Origin of the sequence: Cutibacterium nasicola (assembly GCF_051303185.1) — a bacterium.
Lineage (GTDB): Bacteria > Actinomycetota > Actinomycetes > Propionibacteriales > Propionibacteriaceae > Cutibacterium.
In genome coordinates this window covers 229,115-248,502 of sequence record NZ_JBPPGE010000003.1, presented here as the reverse complement: position 1 = coordinate 248,502, position 19,388 = coordinate 229,115, and the positions used below count along the sequence as shown (strand labels likewise).

General features: G+C 64.0%; 17 protein-coding genes. 8 read left to right on the top strand and 9 right to left on the bottom strand.

Features of this window, described 5'->3' with window-relative positions:
* Positions 1–19 precede the first annotated feature (19 nt).
* The 3 genes from ACSJJT_RS06840 to ACSJJT_RS06830 all read right to left on the bottom strand — a co-directional run bounded on the left by ACSJJT_RS06840 (position 20) and on the right by ACSJJT_RS06830 (position 4,447).
* Positions 20–2,629, bottom strand: a complete 2,610-nt coding sequence (locus tag ACSJJT_RS06840) for an AAA family ATPase (RefSeq protein ID WP_435917569.1) — start codon at positions 2,627–2,629, stop codon at positions 20–22.
* A complete protein-coding gene (locus tag ACSJJT_RS06835; RefSeq protein WP_435917568.1) occupies positions 2,626–3,804 on the bottom strand; it encodes a metallophosphoesterase family protein in 1,179 nt (392 codons plus the stop codon). The genes ACSJJT_RS06840 and ACSJJT_RS06835 overlap by 4 nt, the downstream gene beginning before the upstream one ends.
* A gap of 97 nt (positions 3,805–3,901) precedes the next feature.
* Complete coding sequence (locus tag ACSJJT_RS06830; protein WP_435917567.1) at positions 3,902–4,447, bottom strand: YceI family protein; 546 nt, start codon at positions 4,445–4,447, stop codon at positions 3,902–3,904.
* A gap of 140 nt (positions 4,448–4,587) precedes the next feature.
* Between ACSJJT_RS06830 and ACSJJT_RS06825 the strand changes: the two genes are divergently transcribed.
* Together ACSJJT_RS06825 and ACSJJT_RS06820 are read left to right on the top strand one after the other, a co-directional pair.
* Positions 4,588–5,079, top strand: coding sequence for a MarR family winged helix-turn-helix transcriptional regulator (locus tag ACSJJT_RS06825; protein WP_435917566.1), 492 nt, complete (start codon positions 4,588–4,590; stop codon positions 5,077–5,079).
* A 115-nt stretch (positions 5,080–5,194) separates the two neighbouring features.
* Positions 5,195–6,601, top strand: coding sequence for an amino acid permease (locus tag ACSJJT_RS06820; protein WP_435917565.1), 1,407 nt, complete (start codon positions 5,195–5,197; stop codon positions 6,599–6,601).
* Between the two features lie 32 nt (positions 6,602–6,633).
* Here ACSJJT_RS06820 and ACSJJT_RS06815 read toward each other — a convergent pair whose 3' ends face one another.
* The gene (locus ACSJJT_RS06815) at positions 6,634–8,406 is read right to left on the bottom strand and encodes a chloride channel protein (RefSeq protein WP_435917564.1); all 1,773 of its coding nucleotides are present in this window, start codon (positions 8,404–8,406) and stop codon (positions 6,634–6,636) included.
* Positions 8,403–8,921: a MarR family winged helix-turn-helix transcriptional regulator gene (locus tag ACSJJT_RS06810; RefSeq protein ID WP_435917563.1), complete on the bottom strand. Its 519-nt coding sequence runs from the start codon at positions 8,919–8,921 to the stop codon at positions 8,403–8,405. Before ACSJJT_RS06810 ends, ACSJJT_RS06815 begins: the two co-directional genes overlap by 4 nt.
* A gap of 75 nt (positions 8,922–8,996) precedes the next feature.
* Between ACSJJT_RS06810 and ACSJJT_RS06805 the strand changes: the two genes are divergently transcribed.
* The 4 genes from ACSJJT_RS06805 to ACSJJT_RS06790 all read left to right on the top strand — a co-directional run bounded on the left by ACSJJT_RS06805 (position 8,997) and on the right by ACSJJT_RS06790 (position 14,607).
* Complete coding sequence (locus ACSJJT_RS06805) at positions 8,997–9,962, top strand: 2-hydroxyacid dehydrogenase (protein ID WP_435917562.1); 966 nt, start codon at positions 8,997–8,999, stop codon at positions 9,960–9,962.
* Between the two features lie 417 nt (positions 9,963–10,379).
* A complete protein-coding gene (gene glpA, locus ACSJJT_RS06800) occupies positions 10,380–12,014 on the top strand; it encodes an anaerobic glycerol-3-phosphate dehydrogenase subunit GlpA (RefSeq protein WP_435917561.1) in 1,635 nt (544 codons plus the stop codon).
* On the top strand, positions 12,011–13,354 hold the full coding sequence (glpB, locus tag ACSJJT_RS06795) for a glycerol-3-phosphate dehydrogenase subunit GlpB (RefSeq protein ID WP_435917560.1): 1,344 nt from the start codon (positions 12,011–12,013) through the stop codon (positions 13,352–13,354). Before glpA ends, glpB begins: the two co-directional genes overlap by 4 nt.
* 2 nt (positions 13,355–13,356) lie before the next feature.
* Entirely contained in the window at positions 13,357–14,607 is a 1,251-nt protein-coding gene (locus tag ACSJJT_RS06790) for an anaerobic glycerol-3-phosphate dehydrogenase subunit C (RefSeq protein WP_435917558.1), read from the top strand.
* Between the two features lie 276 nt (positions 14,608–14,883).
* Here ACSJJT_RS06790 and ACSJJT_RS06785 read toward each other — a convergent pair whose 3' ends face one another.
* Both ACSJJT_RS06785 and ACSJJT_RS06780 read right to left on the bottom strand, forming a co-directional pair.
* Positions 14,884–15,459, bottom strand: coding sequence for a DNA-3-methyladenine glycosylase (locus ACSJJT_RS06785; protein WP_435917705.1), 576 nt, complete (start codon positions 15,457–15,459; stop codon positions 14,884–14,886).
* Positions 15,456–15,629 (bottom strand): hypothetical protein, encoded by a 174-nt coding sequence (locus ACSJJT_RS06780; RefSeq protein WP_435917557.1) that lies wholly within the window; start codon positions 15,627–15,629, stop codon positions 15,456–15,458. Before ACSJJT_RS06780 ends, ACSJJT_RS06785 begins: the two co-directional genes overlap by 4 nt.
* A 106-nt stretch (positions 15,630–15,735) precedes the next feature.
* On the opposite strand from ACSJJT_RS06780, the gene ACSJJT_RS06775 reads away from it, so the two are divergent.
* Together ACSJJT_RS06775 and ACSJJT_RS06770 are read left to right on the top strand one after the other, a co-directional pair.
* Positions 15,736–16,050 (top strand): ArsR/SmtB family transcription factor, encoded by a 315-nt coding sequence (locus ACSJJT_RS06775; protein ID WP_036976361.1) that lies wholly within the window; start codon positions 15,736–15,738, stop codon positions 16,048–16,050.
* Positions 16,034–16,357, top strand: a complete 324-nt coding sequence (locus tag ACSJJT_RS06770; RefSeq protein ID WP_435917556.1) for a hypothetical protein — start codon at positions 16,034–16,036, stop codon at positions 16,355–16,357. The genes ACSJJT_RS06775 and ACSJJT_RS06770 overlap by 17 nt, the downstream gene beginning before the upstream one ends.
* A gap of 104 nt (positions 16,358–16,461) precedes the next feature.
* Here the strand turns inward: ACSJJT_RS06770 and ACSJJT_RS06765 are convergent, their stop codons facing one another.
* Both ACSJJT_RS06765 and dnaB read right to left on the bottom strand, forming a co-directional pair.
* The gene (locus ACSJJT_RS06765) at positions 16,462–17,472 is read right to left on the bottom strand and encodes a zinc-binding alcohol dehydrogenase family protein (RefSeq protein WP_435917555.1); all 1,011 of its coding nucleotides are present in this window, start codon (positions 17,470–17,472) and stop codon (positions 16,462–16,464) included.
* A 70-nt stretch (positions 17,473–17,542) separates the two neighbouring features.
* Positions 17,543–18,889 carry a replicative DNA helicase gene (gene dnaB, locus ACSJJT_RS06760; RefSeq protein ID WP_435917554.1) on the bottom strand — a complete coding sequence of 449 codons (1,347 nt, stop codon included), beginning with the start codon at positions 18,887–18,889 and terminating at the stop codon, positions 17,543–17,545.
* Positions 18,890–19,388: the final 499 nt, after the last annotated feature.

Below are 19,388 nucleotides of genomic sequence, written 5' to 3'. Positions count from 1 at the left end.
CCTCGAATGACGGATCGGTTCAGTCGAACCGGACCTGGTGGGCCCCAGGAACCGAGTCGTACCTCTCAGGCGCACTGGTGAGCACGACGATCTGACTCGTCCGAGCTCCTTGGGCGACCTCGGTGAGGATGTGCCTGACCCTCACCGGGTCTGAGTAGACCAAGGCATCGTCAAGAATCACGGGCACTCCGTCATCGGGGTCAATGAGGCGAGCCGCTGCCAGTCGGACCACCAGTCCCAGCTGTTCTCGGGCCCCTGATGACAGCTGATCCCATTCCAGGCGTGCGCCCTTGAGCTGGCGAGCCACCACCGTCAGCGTGGAGTCGATCTCGACGTGGAGATCTTGACCAAACACCGCCCTACCGATCCGGTCGATCTCGCTGGTGAACGGGGCCACGTAGGACTGGCGCACCTGGTCGAGGTGACGGCTGAGGGTGTCGTACAGCAGCTTCGTCGATCGTGCCCGGCTTTCCAGCCCGGCAACGCGTCGGGAGAGCTGGTGCTTCCTGCTGGTCAAGGCATCGACGTCGGCCTGGCGTTCCTGGCGACCCAGGCCCAGCAGCTGCCCCTTGAGCTCCAACTGACGATCGGTGTCCTCCTTGAGGCGAGCGGTTGCCTTGCTGAGAGCCAGCTGGCTCCCCTCGGCCTCGGCGTGGACCTGGTCAGGGTTACGTTCGGCGAGGGTGGCTGCGGCGCGGTCGGCGTCGGCCTTTGCGACGCGGTCCTTCTCCTCGGCGGTCGTGAGGGCGTCGAGGAGGGCGTCGTCCGGGATGGTTTCCCGTGCGGCGGCAAGTTCCTCGGCGAGTCGGGCAACGGTCTCAGCCGCATTGTCGAGGTCGATATTGGCGCGGAATGCCTTGTCGTGGGCTTCCGCGCCACGTTTGTCCACCGCTTTGACGCGGGCCTGGGCCTGGCGTTCGGCATTACGAGCGTCGTTGGCCGTGGCGACGGCGTCATCCTCCAGCTTCTGGGCTTCCGAGGCCGGGAGGGAAACCTCCTCACTGGCCTGGTCGGCCAGCGCCTCGAGTTCCTGAATGGTGCTCTCGCCCTGCTCACGCTCCAGCTGTTCTTGCCAGGAGGCGAGGTTTGACTGGAGAACCTTGCGCTCGGCCATGCGGGCCTCGGCCTGTTCCAGACTGGCCACGCCGAGCTCCGCGAGGAGGGACACGACCGCGTGGTGCGCCTTCTCCGCGTCACGTCCCAGGTTCATGACCTCGGAGGTGGGGGAGATTCTCAGCCGCCAGGCATCGCCCATCTCCATGACGAGCTCGCCGTCGACGCTGCGCTGGCTCGTCTGGCCGACGGGCAGGTCAAGCTCGGTGCCGTCGATCCGTAGTGGATCTTTCCCGTCCAGGTGCTCGATGATGAGCTGGGTGCTCGCCAGCGCCGCTGCTTCCCGGGCGAGGTCGTCGGCCTTGACGGCTTTCTTGAGCTTGGTCAGCAGCTGGTTCGTCACCTTCTCGGATTCGAGACGGTGCTGTCCTGCGGAGATGCGCTCCTTGAGCTCGGTGACCCGGTCCAGTTTCTTGCGTGCCTTGGTGGCCTCCTCCCTGGCTCGCACGGCGGCGAGGGTACGTCGTGCTTCCTCCTGCGCAGTCTCGGCCTCAGCGACCTTGGACGTGGCGTCGTCGAGGGCGCCCTGGGCCTGCGCGAGTTCAGTGGCGAGGGCCCGGCCCCTCTCGGTGTTCTCGGTGGCCAGCTGCTTGCACTGCTCGTGTCTGTCGCGAGCTGCGGTGAGGCTGGCAACGAGTGTGACTCGCACCTCGTGAGCGGATGTGGCCTCGGCGTGATGCTGCGCCGCGTCCTTGGCGGCGCGACTGGTGGCCTCAACCTCCGCCTCCAACTCGGTGAGACTGTCGAGAGCAGCCTTGGCCTGTTGACACTCGATCGTCTTCGATGCCACCACGTCGTGGTCGTGACGGATCTGCTCATTGATCCTGCTCAGGGCCTCGACGACCTCGTCGACCTCCTTGAGACGCGCAGCGGCCTCCTCGAGTTCCTCACTGACCGCATTCAGTTGCTCCCGCTCCTGGAAAGCTCCCTTGCGTTCCTTGCCGGTGGTGGGTTGGTAGTACACCTCGTACTCGGCACGGACTCGGTCCATGAGACCACCGATCGAGCCTTCGTCGGGTTTCTGACCGCCCGTCTGTTCGAGCGCTGCTGTCAGGGCCGTGGAGGAGTCCAACCGCAGTGGCGACAGGCCGCTGGCCTGCATGAGCCGCAGGGCATTCCACAGCGTCATGTCCGCACCAGCGAGCAGGGTCTCCATCGTCTTGACGGCCTCGTCGCCGGTGATGATCTGCCCGGCCCGCGGACCGGAGATGAACCTCAACGAGGACTCCTTGTCCGTGAGGAAGCTCTTGCGGTGGACGAAGCGATGCTCACCGATGGTCATCTCGGCCTCGACGACGACCGGGAGCGACGTGCCGTAGGGCTGGGCCTGTCGGACTTCCTGCGCCTTCGAGGAGGCCTTGTACTTGGTGCCGAGAACCAGGTCCAGCGCCTCGACCATTGAGGTCTTTCCCACCTCATTGGGGCCGGTCGCCACGACGATTCCCGCATCGGGCAACTCCAAGGTGCGCTCATCAATGGCCTTGAAGTTCTCGACATGGATGCGATGCAGCTTCATCGGGACACCTCCGCAGGGTGGGTCGCGGTCGCGGGATTCTCTGCGTTCACGAGACGGTGCAGGAGGGTCAGGGCTGCGACGGCGTCCTCGTTGGTGGCACACATGTCTGACAATTCCTCAGCAGCATCCCTCACCCAGTTCGGCAGATCGGCGCCGGCCAGGCTGGCGTCATCCCCGACGACGGTGAGATCGTGGCGGTTCTCACTGGGCTCCAAGCTCGCGAAGACCGTCTCGTGGTCGGCAATGATCTCGTCGAGCTCGGCCTTCTGGGAGATGGTGAGCTGGCCGTGCAGGTCATAGCGGATGATGGTGCGGTCCCGGTGGTCGAAGGACTTGAACCGGTCCGTCAAGGCCTCCAGGTCTGCCTCGCCGGCGACCTCCTGGCTGATCCGGGCGTGCAACCAGGTGCCAACCTCGATCGTCGTGCAGGTGAGAGGGTCGGTGAGATCGACGACGACTGCTGTGCCGACGGTGTCCTCGTCGAAGCTCGTCGTCTCCTGGGTGCCGCTGTAGCGAATTGCAGCGTGGTCGTCGCCGACCGGCCATGCGATGTGGCGGTCTCCCAGAGCGACGTACGTCAACGCGCCACGGGCAATGGCGTTGTCCAGAGGAGCCCGCGAGATGAGGGCTTCCCGGGTGTCACCCGACAACCCCTCCAACTGGCCGTGACCAACCAGGATGCGAGGGGCCTGGGTGGGCTCCAGACTGGTGGCGAGTTCTGCCAGTGGATCCGTCGATGGGTGCCGGGTCGTCAGGGGAGCGGCGACGATCGTCGCGATGACGGAGCCATTGGCATCAGTGACGTCGACTTCCGTCTGATCGCGCAGGACGTGGACATTGTCGGGGCAGCGACGGGTGAACTCCGTTCCATCCCACAAGCATCCGGGCTCCAGGCTGTCGTGGTTTCCCGGGAGGAGATACACGGGCAGACCGATGGAGGCCATCGCCTCGCAGCTACGGGCGATGATTTGAGCAGAAACGTTCTGGGTCTCGAAGACGTCGCCGGCCACGACGACGAAGTCGCATTCTTCCTGCCGGGCGACCTCGCCCAGTCGGCGCACCGTCTCTATGCGATCGGCAGTGAATCGTGCCTGCGGGTCGTCGTCGCCCCGCTTGGACAGATAGTGCCGAGTCATCCCCAGTTGCCAGTCCGAGGTATGGAGGAATCTCGTCATGGCTACACGGTAGGAGACGACGCGGACACTTCTGCGCAACGGATGTTCCGTCAGTGTTCTGGCTTGTCACGTCAAGGTTTTGGTGGAGTTGTGGCAATCAGTTCTGCTTGATGGCGCTGATCTCGAGTTCCAGGGCAACCTCGTCGGACACCAGCATGCCGCCGGTCTCCAGAGCGGCGTTCCAGGTCAGGCCGAAGTCCTTGCGGGAGATCTTGGTGCGTCCCTCGAAACCGATGCGGGTGTTGCCGAACGGGTCGAGAGCCTCGCCACCGAACTCGAACGGGATCGTCAGGGACTTCGTCACTCCCTTGATGGTGAGGTCGCCGGTCAGCTCGAGGATGTCGTCGGTGATGGCAGCCGAGGTGGAGCGGAACGTCATGGTGGGGTGGTTCTCGGCGTCGAGGAAGTCGGCGGACGTCACGTGAGTGTCCCGGTCGGCGTTGCCCGTCGTCAACGATGCCGTCTGGGCGGTGACCTCGACGGACACGCTGGAGGTGTCGGAACCGTTGCCCGAAGCGGTACCGGCGAACTCGTCGAAGGATCCACGTACCTTGGTGATCATCGCGTGGCGGGTGATGAAGCCCAGACGGGAGTGGGCAGGGTCGATGGTGAAGGTGCCGTTGACAGCGGTGACGTCAGTCATGTGATTCTCCTCGTTCTCCGGATGTTCTGATTGATGTGTCAACTATGATGGCAGAAGAAAGGTGACACGTCAATAACAGGAAGTTTCCAGGGCTCTGGCGTGCCTACTGGGCCCCTATACTCAGTGACAAAGGAGGCACAGTGACAGAGGATCGCACCGTGTGGCTGGATGATCACCAACAGCGCGTCTGGCGCCTGTGGTTGGAAGTGACGACGACCCTGCCAGCCGTGCTCAATCGTCAGCTGTCGCGCGACTCGCAGCTGTCCGTGCAGGATTTCGAGGTCCTCGTCCGGCTCTCGGAGGCCGACGACGCTGAGATGAGGGTCGTCGCGCTGTCGGAGCACATGGGATGGGAACGGTCGAGGCTGTCCCATCACCTCACCCGTATGGAGAAACGCGGTCTCGTCGAGCGTCGTGTCTGTTGCTCCGATGGCCGCGGAGCCATCATTCACCTCACCGATCAGGGGATGACGGCGTTGCAGCAGGCTGCCCCGGGTCATGCGGCCTTGGTGCGGCGGGTTGTCTTCGGTGGTTTGGACCACGGTCATCTCGACGACCTGGAGACCATTCTCAGCCGCATGTGCGACGGCCTCGTCAAGGAGGAGAGGAGCCAGCTGGCCGATCCTGAATGACCCTCGAAGGTCGGTCGTGTCAGTTGTGGTCCGTCCCACCTACGGAAACAGCAGTCTCCAGTCAGTGGACTCGGCCCTAACATCAACCTCACCCACACGCAGGTGAGGAGCGACCATGGCCACACAGACGACGGACGTCACGCGGGCGTCCACGGGCCCTGCCGGAGGCAAGCCCCGGATGAAGGGCCGTCATCTCGTGATGATGAGCCTTGGCTCGGCTATCGGAACCGGGCTTTTCGTCGGCTCTGGCAAAGGGGTTGCGGCGGCTGGTCCGGCCACCCTGGTGGCATACGACGTCGCCGGTCTGCTCGTGATCGTCATCATGTACATGCTCGGCGAGATGGTTGCGGCCGATCCCGATTCCGGCGCCTTCTCGGTCTACACCTCGCGTGCCATGGGCCCGGCTGCCGGGTTCGCAATGGGCTGGGTCTGGTGGATCGAGTTGGTCATCGTCGTCGCGGCCGAGGCAATCGCAGCGGCGGCAACCCTCGTCGCGATGTGGCCGATAGCGCCGGTGTGGCTGCTCACACTCATCTTCCTGGTCGTCCTGACGGCCATCAACTTGCTGGGGGTCGACCGCTTCGGGGAGTTCGAGTTCTGGTTCGCCCTGCTCAAGGTGGCCGCCGTCCTCGTCTTCCTCGTCATCGGCGTGCTGCTCATCTGTGGCGTATTGGCAGCTCCCGCAGCCGGAGCGTCCAACCTCGTCGAGCACGGTGGGTTCATGCCCAACGGGTGGTCCGGTGTCGCAGCCGCCCTCCTCATGGTGACCTTCAGTTTCGGTGGCATCGAGATCATGGCCGTGGCCGCTGCCGAGACCGAGGACCCGGCTCACAACGTCTCCCGCGCGGTCCGGACCATCGTCTGGCGAATCCTGCTGTTCTACATGGGTTCGGTGGCCATCATGGTCATCGCGGTTCCCTGGGACGACCCCAAGCTCGGTACCTCCCCCTTCGTCGCCGTGCTTGACCGCGCCGGTATCCCGGCCGCTTCCGAGATCATGACCCTGGTCATCGTCCTCGCCCTGCTCAGTTCCCTCAACGCCAACCTCTACGGCGCAGCCCGAATGTTCGGCTCCCTGGCCGAGCGTGGCATGGCTCCCCGCGCCGCGACGCGGACGAGGGGACGGTCGGTGCCTGCAGTAGCCGTCCTCGCCAGTGTGCTCTTCGGATTCTGCTGCGTGCTGGCGACCTTCAAGTGGGGTGACGCCGTGCTCGGGACCCTGCTCAACATCGTCGGCTCGACGATCATCGTCACCTACTTCTTCACGATCTGTTCCCAGTACGTGCTGCGTCGTCGGGTTGAGAGCGAGGGCACTGAGCTGCCGATGCGCATCAAGGGATTCCCAGTGGTGTCCTGGGCCTCGATGATCCTGTTGATGGGCATCATCGTGCTGGGGATGTTCGCGCCCGATGTGCGCGCCCAGTTGCTGTCAACCGGTGGTCTCGTCGTCGTGCTGTACCTCGTCGGGGTCGCATGGTCGCTCCACGATGGACGCAGCCCGTTCCGCCCGACGACTGACTGAGGGCGGGCTGACCCGGACGGGACCGGTCGAGATCAGGCGGGCGAGGGGCCCGGGTCCTCCGGCGGCTCGGGCGACCGGGCGAGGAGTTCCCGCTTGCGGTCCCCAGCCCGAATGACCTCCGGGACGATCTTGGTCGACGCCGCGGCACGCACCCGGTCGGAGGCCGTTGCCGTCGCCTGGGGTGTCGTGGACGCGGATTCAGGGGATTCCACGACGACGGGCCGGGCCTCTGTCCTGCCCAGGATCGGCTTGCCGAGAACTGGTTTCTTCGGCAGGGCGGTCTTCGTGCCGTCGGTGTTCTTGGTTGCCGGTTCATCGGTGAACGGCTTCGGGCTGGCCACCTCGTTCTCGGGCTTGGCCTCGGCTGGCTTCGTGACGCGACCCATGGCGTGGACGCGACGACCTTCCAGGCGGTCCTTGAGCTGGGAGGTGTAGATCGAGGTGTCTGCGACCACTCGTCCAGCCACGGCGACGGCAATCATGCCGGGAGCCAGCATCGACAGGTTCCCGGTCATCTCGCCGACCATGAGCAGCATGCCGAGCGGGGCGTGGGCCACCGATCCGAAGCAGGCGATCATGCCGACGATGACGAAGCTCATCGGTGAGGACGGGATACCCGGCAGGCCTTCGAGGAGCCGCCACAGCGCAGCTCCGGTGGCGCCGCCGATGACCATGCCGGGGCCGAAGACGCCACCCGAACCACCCGAGCCGATCGACAGGGTCGTCGAGAGGATCTTGGCGAACGGGATCGCCAGCACCATGAGAAGGGGCATACGCATGAGGTTGTCGGCGAACATCTCCTGCTGCACCGATCCGTAACCGGTTCCCAGGGCGGCCGGAATGACCAGGCCGAGCAGGCCGACGCCGAGGCCGCCGATGGCGGGGACGAGCCAGCCAGGAACCTTCTCGAGCCGGCCGAACAACGTGGTACCGCCGTAGAAGACGCCGACGTAGAGCTTGCCCATGAGGCCGGCAGCCAGGCCGAGCAGAACGTACCAGATGAGCTGTAGGGGCTGGGAGAACTGCACCCCACTCAGCGATCCGAAGATCGGCTCGAAACCGTAGACCGATCCGAAGACGGCGAAGGCGACGATCGAGGACACCAGGGACGGCATGATCGCGTCGGATTCCATGTCGTCGCGATAGAGCAGTTCAGCACCCAGCAGGGCGCCACCCAGCGGAGCACGGAAGATTGCGCCGATGCCCGACGCGGTCGCTGCCGAGACGGCGATGCGGGCGTCCGGTGTGGTGATCTTGAGCTTTTTGCACAGCGAGGAGATGACGGTGGCGCTGATCTGGGCGGTGGGGCCCTCACGACCACCTGAGCCTCCGGAACCGATCATGAGCGACGAGGCGATGATCTTGACGGCCGCGACCTTGCCCTTGAGTGCCGTCGGGTCGTGGTGGACGGCGTGAATGGCGTTGTCAGTGCCGTGACCCTTGGCAGTGGGGGCGACGAAGTGCACCAGGATGCCTGAGACCAGCGCGCCACCGGTGACGATCAGTGGGATGGCCCAGGGCCGGGTGAGGCCGGTTCCCGGCTTGCCGCCTCCTTCACCAAGGGTGCCCGGCGGGGTGTACCCACCCAAGGTCTCCAACAGGTAGTGGGTACCGGTTTCCAGACAGAAGAAGAAGATGATGGCGCCGATACCCGAGACGATCCCGATGACCGTGCCCATGAGCAGCCATCGGTTGAGGGAGTCTCGGAAGGCTTTCGGGCGGTGCGGGACGAGGGCGCGGCGCAGACGTCTCAAACGTTTGGCCCACGCGGCTCGGGCCTCGGGATGGACGGCGGTCTCGGTCATTGCTGGCTGGGGTCCTCTGGGCAGGAGCGATCGGAAGTGGGAGTGCCGTGGCCACTGGCCTCGGCGGCGCGGGTGAACAGGGTGAACCCGGTGACGACGGTCTCGATCTGTCCTGGTTCCAGATGGTTGAGCAGGTCGATGAGCTGACGTCGACGATGCTCGTTGACGTCCTGGACGAGCTCTGAGCCACGCGGGGTGAGGGAGAGGACGTTGGCGCGACGGTCGTGGGGGTCGGGGGAGCGGTCGATGAGTTTCTTGGTGACGAGGCGCTCGACCATCCGCGCGATGGTTGAGGAGTGAACCTCCAGGTCTTGGGCCAGGTCGACCCCGCGCGTCACCCCTGCGTCGATGAGAACGAGAAGTCGGTACTGGGGGGCACTGACGTCCTCGGCAAGTTCGACGAGGGATCGGGCCGCGACGTCGACGAGGGCCCATGACGCCTGCAGCGCCGTCTCGACATCGGCATGGTTGGGATTCAATCCCTCCGATGTCGTTGCGCCCTGCGATATCTGCACAGCGCAAGTGTTGCACACTGCATCAATGTGTGCGACCTCCTGTGGCGGCGGGTCGTGCTCACCTACAGTGATGCCATGGCTCGCATCATCGTCACCACGCCGCAGCTCATGTCCGTTGTCAACGAGGAACTTCCCGGTCACGAGACGGTGGGAGGCGACCATTTCATGGATCGCCAAGAACTCGCCGACCGGATCCCCACCGCCGACGCACTCCTGACGAGCTTGTCCGACCCTCTCGACGCCGAGATGATCGGGAAGGGCGAGAAGCTCAAGGTCATCGGACAGTGCGCCGCTGGGTTCAACAACATTGACCTTGACGCAGCAAGGCGAGCCGGAGTCGTCGTCACCTCGACCCCGGGCGTCCTTCATGAGGCCACAGCGGATCTTGCCTTCACCCTGCTGCTCGAGGTCACCCGTCGCACCGGCGAGGCGGAGCGCTGGGTGCGCGCCGGCAAGCCTTGGCGTTACGACCACACCTTCATGCTGGGTGCCGGGGTGCAGGGAGCCACCCTCGGCATCATCGGCCTGGGGCAGATTGGCGAGGCCATGGCCCGACGCGGTGCTGCGTTCGGCATGAACGTCATCTACAACGCCCGCCACGAGAAGGATGTCGCAGCGATCGACGCGGTCAACCCGAACACCCAGCCGACTCGTCGCGTCGAGCTGGACGAGCTCTTCGCCACCTCTGACGTCGTCTCCCTGCACTGCCCGCTCACCGACCAGACCCGCCATGTCGTCAATGCTGACGCCTTGGCTGCCATGAAGGAGACCGCCTACCTCGTCAACACCGCTCGTGGTGCATGTGTTGATGAAGCTGCTCTCGTTCAAGCCCTCAAGGCTGGGTCGATCGCCGGTGCCGGACTGGACGTCTTCGAGGACGAACCGACGATCACCGCGGACCTGCTGACGATGGACAACGTCGTGTTGCTGCCACACATCGGATCAGCTGCCCTGCCGACCCGCGAGGCCATGAGTCGGCTGGCTGCTCGCAACATCGCCAAGGTGCTGTCCGGGGAGCCAGCTGAGACTCCGGTGGAGTGACCCGTTCGCTCACAGCGTTGCGACCGCGAGCCCGGCTCCTGTCGGCAGGGCTGTGTTGTCGGGGCCTGGCTCAGCTGTGTCGGGCGGTACCGACGAGATCACGTGATGACGCGGCGGAAGTTACTCCAGAGCGGGGTTGAGTGGCTATTCCCGCAATTGTCGTTCCATTATTTAAACAAGCTATTTTTTGCCTATATTCCGACGTCGGAAACGCGCTACGGGCGAGCGAAAACCGCGCCATGAGGCCGTTTGCACGTCTGTTCCCAGGGGTCTGCACGAACATGCACAAAAGCCGGTTCAAGTGGTTGTGACCCATTGTTTTCCCTAACCTTGACGAGTACCTGGCAACGGTGGCGGGGCAGCGATAACCCCTTACGTCACACCCCACATGCCGGATGTTTTCGAAGGGAGCATTCAATGAGGACCATGGACGCAGACGTCGTCGTCATCGGTGGCGGTGCCACCGGTGCGGGCGTCGTGCGGGACGTCGCGATGCGTGGATACCGCGCCGTTCTGTTGGACAAGGCCGACCTCGGCCAAGGAACCACCGGTCGTTACCACGGCCTGCTCCACTCCGGTGGGCGATATGTCGTCTCGGATTCCGGGTCGGCAACGGAGTGCGCCGAGGAAAACGAGATCGTCACCCGGATCCACGCTGATGCCGTTGAGAAGACTGGCGGCCTCTTCGTGGTGACCCCCGAGGATGACTTGGAGTTCTCCGATCAGTGGGTCGAGGGCGCCAAGAAGTCCAAGGTGCCCTTCGAGGAGATTTCCACTACGGAGGCACTGCGCCGCGAGCCCCGCCTCAACCCTGGCATCAAGCGTGCCTTTGCTGTTCGCGACGGCTCGGTGGATGGCTGGCAGATGGTGTGGGGTGCTGCGCACTCCGCCATTGAGTACGGCGCCAAGGTGATGACCTACACCGCTGTCACCGAGATCATCCGCGAGGGTGACCAGATCAGCGCTGTCGTCGCCCACGACCTGAAGCACGACGAGCAGATCCGCATCGACTGCAAGTTCGTCATCAACACCGCCGGTCCGTGGGCCGGACGTATTGCCGAGCTCGTCGGCTGCCACGACGTCGACGTCGTCCCGGGTCGCGGCATCATGATCGCCATGAACCACCGCTTGGTGAACACGGTTGTCAACCGCTGTATCTACCCGGCTGACGGCGACATCCTCGTGCCGGTGCACACCGTGTCAATCATCGGCACCACCGACGTCAAGGCCGATGATCCGGAGCGTCTGTCCATCCCGCGCAACGAGGTGCAGCAGATGCTCGACTCCGGCGAGGCCCTGGTCCCCGGATTCCGCGACGCCCGAGCCGTGCACGCCTGGGCCGGTGCCCGCCCGCTGTTCAAGGACAAGCGGGTCTCCGCCACCGACACTCGTCACATGTCTCGCGGCATGAGCATTCTTGACCACGGTTCCCGCGATGGCGTCAACGGCATCGTGACGATCATCGGCGGCAAGCTCACCACCTACCGTCTGATGGCCAAGAACGTCGTCGACGTCATGTGTGAGCAGTTGGGTGACGATCGTCCCTGCCGCACCGCCGAGGAAGTCGTGCCCGGTTCGACCGCCGGCAAGAACTACCTCATCACCCATCGTCTGGGCGAGAACGAGGAGCGTCGCGCGAGCACCGGTCTGGTTCGCGGTGGCGATCCCGAAGCCGTCCCGATGTCTAAGAAGCTCGACGACCAGATCATCTGTGAGTGTGAGCTGATGAGCCGCAAGATGTTCACCGACTTGCTGGCCGAGCAGCCCGACGCCACCTTCGACGACCTGCGTCGTCAGCTGCGTCTGGGCATGGGCCCCTGCCAGGGCGGCTTCTGCTCGATGCGCGCCACCGGCGTTGCCGTCGAGGAGGGTAACATCGACGCCGAGCGCGCCACCGGTCTGCTGCGTCTGTTCCTCAAGAACCGGTGGATCGGCCTGTGGCCGATCCTCTACGGCGAGCAGGTTCGTCAGACTGCCCTCGATGACTGGATCTTCCAGGGCACCTTCGACGTCGAGCACCTTCCCACCCCGCAGCAGGAGGTCGAGCTGTGAGCACCGCAACCGTTACCACCTCATCGCCGACCTCCGACCGCTTCAAGGCGCCGCACGTCGTCGTTGTCGGATCGGGCTTGGCCGGCCTGACCGCCGCCCTGCGTCTTCGCCGTGGTGGCGCCCGTGTGACCCTCGTCACCAAGGGTGTCGGCGGCCTGCAGCTGGGCCAGGGCACCATTGACGTCCTCGGTTACACCCCTGAGCGCGTCGAGAAGCCTTACGAGGCCGTCAAGAAGTACGCCTCCGAGCATCCCGAGCACCCCTACGCCAAGATCGGCGTGGAAGCTGTCAAGGAGGGCATCGACTTCCTGTGTGAGGTCGTCGGTGAGTCCTTCCTGGTCGGCGACGCCGAGTCGACGATCAATCTGCCGACCGCTGTTGGCGCGATCCGTCCTACCGCCCTGGTCCCGCCGTCGATGATCAATGGCAACCTCAAGGACGGCGACACGGTCGTCGTCATCGGCCTGGCTCAGTACAAGGACTTCCACGCCGGCCTCATCGCCCAGAACATTGACCGCACTGAGCTGCCCGGCGGTGGCCATGCCTCCGCCCGCGCCGTCGTCGTCGACTTCGAGCCCCGCGAGGGTGAGTACGACGCTTCCGGCCTGAACATGGCTCGCTCCCTCGACAACGCCCGTACCCGACGGGTGCTGGCCGAAAGTCTCAAGGGGTTCATCAAGCCCGGTGAGATCGTGGCGTTGCCGGCCGTCCTCGGCATCGACAACCACGACGAGGTTCTGGCCGACTTCAGCAAGATCCTCGGCGCCAAGGTGTTCGAGATCGCCTCCCTGCCGCCCTGTGTGCCCGGCATGCGTCTCAACAACAAGCTCGTCGTGATTGCCAAGAACGAGCGCGTCGACTACATGCTCGGCTCCAAGGTCACTGGTTGCAAGGTTGTCGACGGCAAGGTCGTCTCCGTGCATGTCGGCACTGCCGGCTCCGGCAAGGACATCAAGGCTGACGCCGTCGTCCTCGCCGGTGGCGGCTTCGAGTCCGGAGCCCTCAAGCTCGACTCCCACGGCCAGCTGCACGAGACCATCCTCGACCTCCCGGTCACCATGCCGGATGGCGTCAAGGAGGAGGATTTGATCCACGGCGACTACTGGGGCTCGGCGCAGCCACTGTTCCAGTGCGGCGTTGAGGTCGATGACAACATGCTCGTCACGTACCAGGGCAAGCCCGTCCATTCCAACGTCTACGCCGCCGGCAGCGTCATCGCCGGTGCCACCAGGTGGCAGGAAAAGTCGGGTGAGGGCATCGCCCTCGGCTCGGCCATCAAGGCCGCAGATGCCATCCTGTCATCGGTCGGGGCCGGTGCCGCGGCCAAGGAAAGGAACTGATCATGGGTGTTATCGAGGAGACATTCGCCGGACACGAGGCCTCGCGTCAGTCGCTCGACGCCTGCGTCAAGTGCACGATCTGCGAGACGATGTGCCCGGTTGCCAAGGCCACCCCGCTCTACACCGGACCGAAATACAACGGTCCGCAGGGTGAGCGTTACCGCGATGGAGCTTCCGTTGATCACTCCCTCGAGTGGTGCAACTTCTGCGGTATCTGTACTCTGCACTGCCCGCAGGGCGTGAAGATTGCCGAACTCAACGAGCAGGCCTCCGCCAAGATGAAGCACCAGAATGGTGTTCCGCTGCGTGACCGCCTCATCCCGTTGACCACCCTTGAGGGACGCGTGTTGTCCCCGATTGCTCCGCTGGCCAACTGGGGCCTCAAGCAGAAGGCGATTCGCATCGCCGTCGAGAAGATCATCAAGGTCCACCGCGATGCGCCGATGCCGACCGCTCAGACTGAGACCCTGAGCAAGTGGATGCGTCATCATAAGCCGGCCAAGCCGGCCACCAAGGGGCCGATCGTCTTCTTCCAGGGCTGCGCTGGCGGCTACTTCGAGACTGAGACCTCCAAGAAGTCCATCGAGGTTCTTGAGCACCTGGGCTACGAGGTGCTCGTGCCGAAGCAAGGCTGCTGCGGCCTGGCCAAGCAGTCGAATGGCCTGTTCGAGGGTGCCACCAAAGACATCCTCAACCTGTGCGACAAGATCATCAGCCTCGGGAAGGGGCTGACGATCGTGTCCTCGTCGGGTTCCTGCGTCGGAATGATGAAGCATGAGGCTCACGAGATCATGGGTGTTGACGATCCTCGTCTGCACGACGTGTCGGTGCGCTCTCGGGACTTTTCGGAGTTCCTCATGGATGAGTACCGCAACGGCGAGCTCGACGCCTCACAGTTCCGTCCGGTCGACATCACAGTTCCCTACCACCAGCCTTGCCAGGTCAAGAGCCAGGGCATGGGATTCCCGGCCGTGCAGCTCATGGAGCTCATCCCGGGCGTCAAGGTGCTGGAGTCCAATGAGCCGTGCTGTGGCATCGCCGGTACCTACGGGCTGAAGGCCGAGCGCTACGAGGTTGCTCAGAAGATCGGTGCAGGTGTGTTCAAGCACATGCAGGATCACAACGAGGGCATCGGCGTGTGTGACACCGAGACCTGCCGTTGGCAGATCTCGAAGTCCTCGGGAGTGAAGATCGTCCATCCGGTGTGGTTGCTGCACCACTCCCTCGGACTGTCGGACAACCTGCTCGACTGATCGAGGAGACCTACTGAGCCAGACCGCTCCTCGATGGTGGGGCTCAGTTTCGCCGGACCCCTGTGATCCGGAGTCGGCCGGGACCTGCTGTGGGGGCGGGTCCCGGCCTTTGTACGTTCCCTCCCACCTGGCGTCGAAAAATCCCGACTCGCGAAGGGCTCACATCATTGGAGTGATACGACCCTTCGCGAGTCGGGATTTTTCGTCACGGTGAGCCAGGTGTGTGAGACGCGTGGTCCAGAAGGCGTCCTTCACGGCACCCGGCTGGCTTGATTCCTACTTCCGAGGCCCGGACACCGTCGGGTCCCTCGGGATCCACCACCGCCAGGGAGCGTTGACGTTTCTGCTGATTCCCACCCGGGGGCCTTGACGAAATTCGACCGCGTGGTCCGCGGGCTGAAGCCGCCATCCCGACGTCGAGGTGGCGACGGGGCTGATGAGCTCCACCGGGTCCCCGGACTCGTCGAGGGTTGCTCCCAGGGCCGAGCCCATATTTCCCGGTCCGCAGGCGAGACGGTTCTCGGGGACTCCTCCGCGGCGAAGGCGAGCGTCGTTCTCGCCGGCGACCACCCGTCCGCCGCGCAGCAGCACTGCCGAGGCCACACCATCGGGGGAGCAGACGAGGTTCACGCAGCGATGGATGCCGTAGGACAGGTACACGTAGACGTGGGAGGGCGGTCCGAACATCACGCGGGCACGTGGAGTCGGTCCACGGAAGGCATGGGATGCGGGATCGTCGAGCCCCATGTACGCCTCGACCTCGGTGAGGCGGACTCCCACCGGTCCGTGCCAGATCGTCGCCCCGAGGAGTGAGGGGGCAACGTCAGTGGCGGGCGCCGACAGGTCGATCATTTCGTGGCGTCGCACAGGATGTTGCAGGGGGTGCGGGTCGCAGCAGTCACGGGCCATGCGCCGATCTTCTTCGCCAATCCGTGGGAGGCGCCAAAGGCACCCAGGTAGGTCGCTCCCAGGGTGTCGGCGACCTCGGCGGTGTTGACGTCTTCAGCCTTGTTCAACTTCATAACCCGAGTCTAGGTACCGAACCGGGCGGTGCCACCCAGATGAAGATGAGAATGATAACCATCAAAATAGTTGTATATACAAATCTCCTGATATACAGTCGTGGACATGAGCAAGAACGTGGAATCGGGGGAATTCGACCCCGTCGTTCGGCTGTTCTCCGCCTTGGCGAATCCGATTCGGGCACGGATCGTCAATCGCCTCACTGATGGTGAGGCATCGGTTGGAGAACTGTCGGAGATCGTCGGCGTCAAGCAGCCGCTGGTCTCCCATCACCTCAAGGTGTTGCGAAGCGCGCATCTCGTATCTGCGCGTAAGGACGGGCAGAAAGCCATGTACTCGCTCATTGACGACCATGTGGCGTCCATCTTTCTGGACGCCTTCAACCACATGAAGGAGCACGACCATGACTGTCACCACTGAGCATCGTCCCGCTGAGACCCACCACCACACCCACGGCCCGAACTGCGGCCACGAGGCTGTCATCCACCACGACCACGTGGACTACATCCATGACGGTCACGCTCACCACGAGCACGACGGCCACTACGACGAGTGCACCACCTGTCAGTGTGGACACTGCGACGATTCCTGCGCCAACTGCAGCTGCAAGGAGTGCACCTGCCCGACGTGCGATCACAAGGAGTGCGAGTGCGGTCACTGCAGCGATTCCTGCGGTAACTGCACCTGCGATGACTGCGCCTGCCCGACCTGCCAGCACGCCGCCTGAGTTCATTTTCTCCAGCTACGCACGTCAACTGAACCCCCGGCAAAACCGGGGGTTCAGTTGTGTTCTGAGCCATCCGCAACGGTGCGGGTGACTGGTGAGGATCGTCACAGCGTGATGACGACCTTGCCGATCATGGCCCCGGACTCGACGAGCTCGGTGGCCTCGCGGACGTGCTGAGCCGTCAGTCCCTCGATCTGGCGGGTCATCGTCGGGCGGATCCGGTCATCCTCCACCAGCTGCGCGATACGAGCGAGAACTTGTCCCTGTTTGGCGACGTCGGCGGTGCCGAACTGTGGACGTGTGAACATCGACTCGCTGGTCACCGACAGCGACTTTGGTTTGAAGGCCATGAGGTCGAAGGAGTCGGTGCCGTCGATCATGACGAGGTGGCCGAAGGGAGCCATGATCTCGGCCAGCACGGCCGCCGGCGGGGTGTAGGCCGACAGGATGCCGTCGAAGCCGTCAATCCCGGCGTCCCTGACCTGCGGGGCCAGGGGTTTGCGGTGGTCGATGATTCCGGTGGCGCCCATGTCGCGACACCACTGGGCGGTTTCTGGACGCGAGGAGGTCGCGACGACCGGTCCGCTGGTGATGGTGCGGGCGAGCTGGATGGCCGCGGATCCGACTCCGCCGGCCCCTCCGATCATGAGGAATGCCTTGTCATTGCGCTGGTCCGGGGTCCCCAGACCAATGTGCTCGACGAGTGCCTCCCAGGCCGTCAAGGTGGTCAGCGGCAGAGAGGCAGCCTCGGCGATCGTCAGCGATGACGGACGCCTCGCGACGATCCGCGAATCCACCAGGGTGAACTGGGAATAGGTGCCGGGATGGCCGCGGCTCCCGGAGTGCCACACCTCGTCACCCACGGCGAAGTCGTGGACTTCTGAGCCGACGGCACGTACGACGGAAGCGGCATCGAAACCTAGCACCAGGGGCGTCGACGGGGTGCCAGCTCCGTTGCGCAGTTTGACGTCAATGGGGTTGACGGAGACCGCCTGTACTTCGACGAGGAGGTCGTGCGGACCCGGTTCGGGTACCGGCAGGTCAATGTCAACGAAACACTCGGGATCGGTGACGGGCAGGGAGCGTGTGACGGCGACGGCATGCATGCTTTCCATGTCCCCACGGTAGTGCCGAGCGGGTTGATTGAGTACTGCGATCAGTTGACATCCGACCGAGCCAGGAGTCTCAGCGCTGCATGTCGACGAATCGCGAGTAATGGCCCTGGAAGACGACCTGAACCGTTCGCGTCGGTCCGTTGCGGTGTTTGGCGACGATGATGTCAGCCTCCCCGGCGCGCGGGGACTCCTTGTCGTAGACGTCCTCGCGGTGCAGAAGGATGACGACGTCAGCATCCTGCTCCAACGAGCCCGACTCACGCAGGTCGCTCATCATCGGTTTTTTGTCATTGCGCTGCTCAGGCCCTCGGTTGAGCTGGGAGAGTGCGACGACTGGGATCTCCAACTCCTTGGCCAACAGTTTGATCTGGCGTGAGAACTCGGAGACCTCGAGCTGACGAGACTCCACCTTCTTGCCGGAGGTCATGAGCTGCATGTAGTCGATGACGACGAGTTTGAGGTCGAACTTCTGCTTCATCCGGCGGGCCTTGGCGCGGATCTCCATCATCGTCAGGTTGGGGGAGTCGTCGATAAAGAGCGGGGCCGATGAGATCTGGGTGGTCTTGTCGACCATGCGCTGCCAGTCCTCCTCGGAGAGACGACCGGAGCGCATGCGCTGCAGCTCGATCCCAGCCTCCGCCGACAACAGCCTCATGACGATCTCGTTGCGACCCATCTCGAGGCTGAAGATGGCCGCTGCCAGATGGTTCTTGATCGCAGCAGCGCGGGCGAAGTCCAGGGCGAGGGTGGACTTTCCCATGGCAGGACGGGCGGCGACGATGATCATCTGGCCAGGCATGAATCCGTTGGTGAGCTCGTCGAGATCAGTGAATCCGGTGGGGATGCCGGCCATGGCGTCGCCGCGGGCCTCGATGGCCTCCAGCTCGTCGAAGGTGTTCTCGAACAGCTCGGAGAGCGGGTGGTAGTCCTCGCTCGTCTTGCGGGTGGAGACGTCGTAGAGGGTTTGTTGGGCGGCGTCGACGATGTCGGCGACCTCTCCCTGGCCCTGGTAGCCCATCTGGGCGATTCGGATCGACGCCTCGACCAAGCGACGCAGCACGGCTTTGTCGGCCACGATCTTGGCGTAGTACGTCGCGTTGGCGGTGACGGTGACGTTGCTCAGCAGCTCGGCGAGGTACAGACGTCCACCGGCGCGTTCGAGTTCCCCACGACGATCGAGCTCGTCGGCGGTGGTGACGGTGTCCGCCGGGTCGCCGCGACCGTAGAGGTCGGTGATGGTGTTGAAGATGAGCTCGTGTCCGGGTCGGTAGAAATCGACACCTTTGAGCTCCTCGACGACGTCGGCGATGGCGTCCTTGGAGGAGAGCATGGCTCCGAGAACGGACTTCTCGGCGTCAAGGTCCTGGGGAGGGTTGCGGTCCAGGGATGGTCCGGGTTCGGCGGGTGCGCTGGACATGACTGCTCCTTCAGGGTGACACGGGGTGACGGATATCTCGACGTTTACCGTCAGGGCGAGGACAACGTTCCAACCTCGCTCCGACACCTTCCCGAGTGGGAGTGTGTCACGATTTCGGATCGCCTGCAGGTGAGTTTTCCACAGCCCCTGTGGGTAAGGAGTCGATGCGTGTGGACTGCTTGGGGAAACCGTGTGGACAACTCAGCGGATCTGGGGATGTGGCGTGGATTACTCGCCTGGAAAGGACTTCTGACCAGGGGTGATGGTGACGTAGTGAGGAAATGGACGAAAGTTTTCGGCGTGTCGGTTTGGGGATGAGCCACGTCATGGGTGCGGGTAACGGTGGTGTCACCAGCTCGAAAGCCCCCTGTAAGCAGACTTATCCACAACGTCTGTGGATAGTGGACAGTGGCCTGTGGGGCCGGTCAGAGCGGGATTTGGGGGTGGTTGGCTCGGGTGCGTCGGTGTGTTGCGAAAACCCCCGGTCCGGGAAGCGCAG

Bases quoted from the DNA above. Each gene is read 5' to 3' on its own strand.
- ACSJJT_RS06840 (WP_435917569.1), bottom strand. From the start codon at position 2,629: ATGAAGCTGCATCGCATCCATGTCGAGAACTTCAAGGCCATTGATGAG.
- ACSJJT_RS06835 (WP_435917568.1), bottom strand. From the start codon at position 3,804: ATGACGAGATTCCTCCATACCTCGGACTGGCAACTGGGGATGACTCGG.
- ACSJJT_RS06830 (WP_435917567.1), bottom strand. From the start codon at position 4,447: ATGACTGACGTCACCGCTGTCAACGGCACCTTCACCATCGACCCTGCC.
- ACSJJT_RS06820 (WP_435917565.1), top strand. From the start codon at position 5,195: ATGGCCACACAGACGACGGACGTCACGCGGGCGTCCACGGGCCCTGCC.
- ACSJJT_RS06815 (WP_435917564.1), bottom strand. From the start codon at position 8,406: ATGACCGAGACCGCCGTCCATCCCGAGGCCCGAGCCGCGTGGGCCAAA.
- ACSJJT_RS06805 (WP_435917562.1), top strand. From the start codon at position 8,997: ATGGCTCGCATCATCGTCACCACGCCGCAGCTCATGTCCGTTGTCAAC.
- glpA (WP_435917561.1), top strand. From the start codon at position 10,380: ATGAGGACCATGGACGCAGACGTCGTCGTCATCGGTGGCGGTGCCACC.
- ACSJJT_RS06790 (WP_435917558.1), top strand. From the start codon at position 13,357: ATGGGTGTTATCGAGGAGACATTCGCCGGACACGAGGCCTCGCGTCAG.
- ACSJJT_RS06785 (WP_435917705.1), bottom strand. From the start codon at position 15,459: ATGATCGACCTGTCGGCGCCCGCCACTGACGTTGCCCCCTCACTCCTC.
- ACSJJT_RS06780 (WP_435917557.1), bottom strand. From the start codon at position 15,629: ATGAAGTTGAACAAGGCTGAAGACGTCAACACCGCCGAGGTCGCCGAC.
- ACSJJT_RS06775 (WP_036976361.1), top strand. From the start codon at position 15,736: ATGAGCAAGAACGTGGAATCGGGGGAATTCGACCCCGTCGTTCGGCTG.
- ACSJJT_RS06770 (WP_435917556.1), top strand. From the start codon at position 16,034: ATGACTGTCACCACTGAGCATCGTCCCGCTGAGACCCACCACCACACC.
- ACSJJT_RS06765 (WP_435917555.1), bottom strand. From the start codon at position 17,472: ATGGAAAGCATGCATGCCGTCGCCGTCACACGCTCCCTGCCCGTCACC.
- dnaB (WP_435917554.1), bottom strand. From the start codon at position 18,889: ATGTCCAGCGCACCCGCCGAACCCGGACCATCCCTGGACCGCAACCCT.